The following is a 3,328-nucleotide window of genomic DNA, read 5'->3' on the forward strand; positions in this document are numbered from 1 at the left end:
CCATCACCGCGATCTGACCGGAGAGTCCCCCGAGTTCCTCGCCGCCGCGGGTGCCACCGCGGCGGCGAGGCCGTTCACGGGACATCCACGTTTCGCGGTTGTTACGGGATCTTGCTCCGCACCTCTTGTCTGAAGTGTCCGGTCACTTTACAGTTTCAGACGAAAGGTTCAGAAAATAACCAGAAAATAACTGCCACCTTCTTGACCGCATGCCCGGTTGAGGCATTCCCGCCTCCCGTCCATCCGAAGGGTGCTTTCTTGTCCTGACCGAATCCACGCGTGTACGCACCCCCTGATTTGTTAGCGATAACAGTCCGCCGACACGCGCCGATCCCTCCAGGAGCCACCTCAACGCCATCGACAGAGGTCGGTGACGTATGCCCGCAAGCGAAGACGACTACGCCCCCTCGTCCAAAAATGTTAGCGGTAACAGTTCCGTAGTTTTTCAGGCGCCCGCTCTACCTCCGTGTCTGGAGTTAGCAATGTCCGTGATCCCCCGCCCGCGCTTACGTTTCCCCGCCGCCAATACCGTCCTGGTCAGCCGTCTGCCGAGAGTCGCCGTCGCGTTCGTCGCCGCACTCGCCTGTGTCGGGCTGGTGACCACGGGGGCGCGCGCCGATTCCTGGTCGCCCGCCTCGTCCTACACCTCGACCGACAAGGGCGACGGCACCTACACCGTTCCGCTCCTGCGCTCCGACGTGCCCGACATCAGCGTGGAACGGGTCCCGGCCGCCGAGAACGACGAAGGCCGCGACCTCTACTACATGATCAGCACCACGATGCACCTGAGCCCGGGTGCGCCGATCATGAAGTCGTACGACCTGGTGAACTGGGAGATCGTCAACTACGTCTTCGACCGGGCGAACGTCGGGGACTCCTTCTCCCTGCGCAACGGGCAGAACTCCTACGGTCAGGGCCAGTGGGCGTCGTCGCTGCGCTACCACGACGGCATGTTCTACGTCGCCTTCAACACCAACAACCTGGGCGGCGCCTACCTCTACCGGACCGACGACATCGACAACGGGAAGTGGGAGCGCACGGCCCTCGGCCGGGGCCTGCACGACCCCTCGTTGTTCTTCGACGTCGACGGCACCGCGTACATCTTCTACGGCTCGGGCGGGACCAGCGCGGTGCGGCTGAACTCCGACCTGACGGCCATCGCGCAGGACTACCCGAACATCTTCACGGCGAACGACTACGCCGGCCGGCCCTTCATCGGCGGCCTGTTCGAGGGCGCGCAGTTCTACCACATCGACGGCTGGTACTACGCGGTCATCATCACCTGGCCGTCCGGGCAGGGCCGCCAGGTCGTCATGTTCCGCTCCCGCGAGCTGCTCGGACGCTACACCTCCGCGGGCGGCGTCAACACCTACGAGGCGCGCGGGGTGCTCAACTCCAACGGCTTCGCCCAGGGCAGCCTGGTGCCCATCTCGCGCGACGGCGGCCGGACCGACTGGCACGGCATGTTCTTCCGCGACACCTTCCCCGTCGGCCGCATCCCGGCGCTGATCCCGGCGACCTGGCAGGACGGCTGGCCGACCTTCGGGAACAACGGCGTCGTGCCGGTGGACGGGGCCTTCCAGAAGCCGATCGTGCTCGACCCGGCGCAGGAGACCTTCGAGCGGCAGAAGAGCGTCGTCGCCTCCGACGACTTCGCCAACGACGCCCCCCACCGGGCGTACATGGACGAGGAGTGGACGATCCCCGAGCCGCCCGACCTCGACGAGTCGCTGATCGGCGTGGAACTCCTGCAGAACCCCGGGTTCGAGGCCGAGACGACCGCGCCGTGGGCGGCGCAGTTCGGCGCGACCCTCAGCCGGGACACCGGTGACCCCGCCGCGGGCTCGGCGGCGCTGCGGGTCGGCGACCGCACGCTCAACGGCTCGGGCCCCAACCAGTTCCTCAACGGCAAGATGCAGCACGGCGTGACCTACACCGTGTCCGCGAAGATCAAGTACACCTCCGGCCCGGCGAGCGTGCGGTTCAACCTGGCGGCCGACTGGGGTGGCGGCGTCCAGGTCATGGCCTTCGGGAACGTGCCGGTCGGCCAGTGGACGACGGTGTCCGGGCGGTTCACCGTGCCGGCGACGGCGAACCTGAACAACTTCAAGTTCGCGGTGGAGACGCCGTGGGCCAACCCGCAGCCGCCGTCGTCGAGCGTGGAGTACCTGATCGACGACGTCTCGATCGTCGGGCTCCCGTCGACGGCGGAGTACCCGACCGAAGCGGAGATCGCCCCCAACGGCTCGCGGCTGGACCCGGCCTGGGAGTGGAACCACGCCCCCGACAACCGCAACTGGTCGCTCACCGACCGGGACGGATGGTTGCGGCTGACCACGGGCAAGCCGGTGACCGGCCAGTACGTCTACACCAAGCTCTCCAACCGGGCCGAACTGGCGTGGCTGGAGGAGGCCCGCAACACCCTGACGCAGCGCACGTTCGGCCCGCGCCAGTCGGTGGAGACCCGGATGGACGTCTCCGGCATGAAGAACGGCGACGTCGCCGGCCTGGCCGCCTTCAACCGCGGCTTCTCCTACGTGGCGGTCAAGCGCGCCGGCGGCGTGAACACGCTGGGCGTGGTCAACCGGGGTCAGCCGTTCGGGGTCGACCTCGACCAGGCCGCCCTGGAGGCCTTCGTCCCGGGCACGACGGTGCCGCTGGGCGACGCCGCCGTGGTGTCGGTCAAGGCCGACCTCGACTTCGCCTCGCCGGTCGGGCAGTTGTGGACGACCTTCTACTACAGCCTCGACGGCCTGAACTGGACCCGGCTGGGCAACCGCGTCGGCCCGCAGACGCTCGACGGCAGCCTCGCCCACTTCATGGGCCACCGGGTCGCCCTGTTCAACTACGCGACGCAGGAGAAGGGCGGGCGGGTCGACTTCGACCACTACCTGCTCAGCGACACCCTGACCGCGCAGAACCTCCCTCTCGACACCTCCCGTCTGGACGCCGCCATCGCCCACGCCGGGACGCTGAACGAGCACTCCTACCCGGCCGACGCCTGGGCCCGCGCGCAGAAGGCGCTCACCGCGGCGAAGGCGGCCCGGTCCGGCGTGTTCGGCACCCAGAACCAGATCGACGCCCCCGAACGGGCCCTCAGCTACGAACTGGCCCGGCTCGGCACGCTGGAGATCGAGGACGTGACCGGTCCGGTCGTCGAGGTCTCGGGTGTGGAAGACAGCGGCGACAGCCGGGACCTGCACATCGGCTGGACCGCCGAGGACGACGGATCCGGTGTGAAGTCGACGACCGCGACCCTGGACGGGCAGCCGGTCCAGCCCGGCACGCTCACCCTCTACGAACTGGCCCTCGGCGAGCACGTGCTCAG

At 68.1% G+C, this 3,328-nt stretch carries 1 protein-coding gene; it reads left to right on the top strand.

Annotation, left to right across the window (positions count from 1 at the left end; all coding sequences use genetic code 11):
- Positions 1–482 precede the first annotated feature (482 nt).
- A partial coding sequence (locus tag AW273_RS35750; RefSeq protein ID WP_198168536.1) for a family 43 glycosylhydrolase occupies positions 483–3,328 on the top strand: 2,846 nt, incomplete at its 3' end.

Source organism: Herbidospora yilanensis, from assembly GCF_001570565.1.
GTDB classification, from domain to species: domain Bacteria; phylum Actinomycetota; class Actinomycetes; order Streptosporangiales; family Streptosporangiaceae; genus Herbidospora; species Herbidospora yilanensis.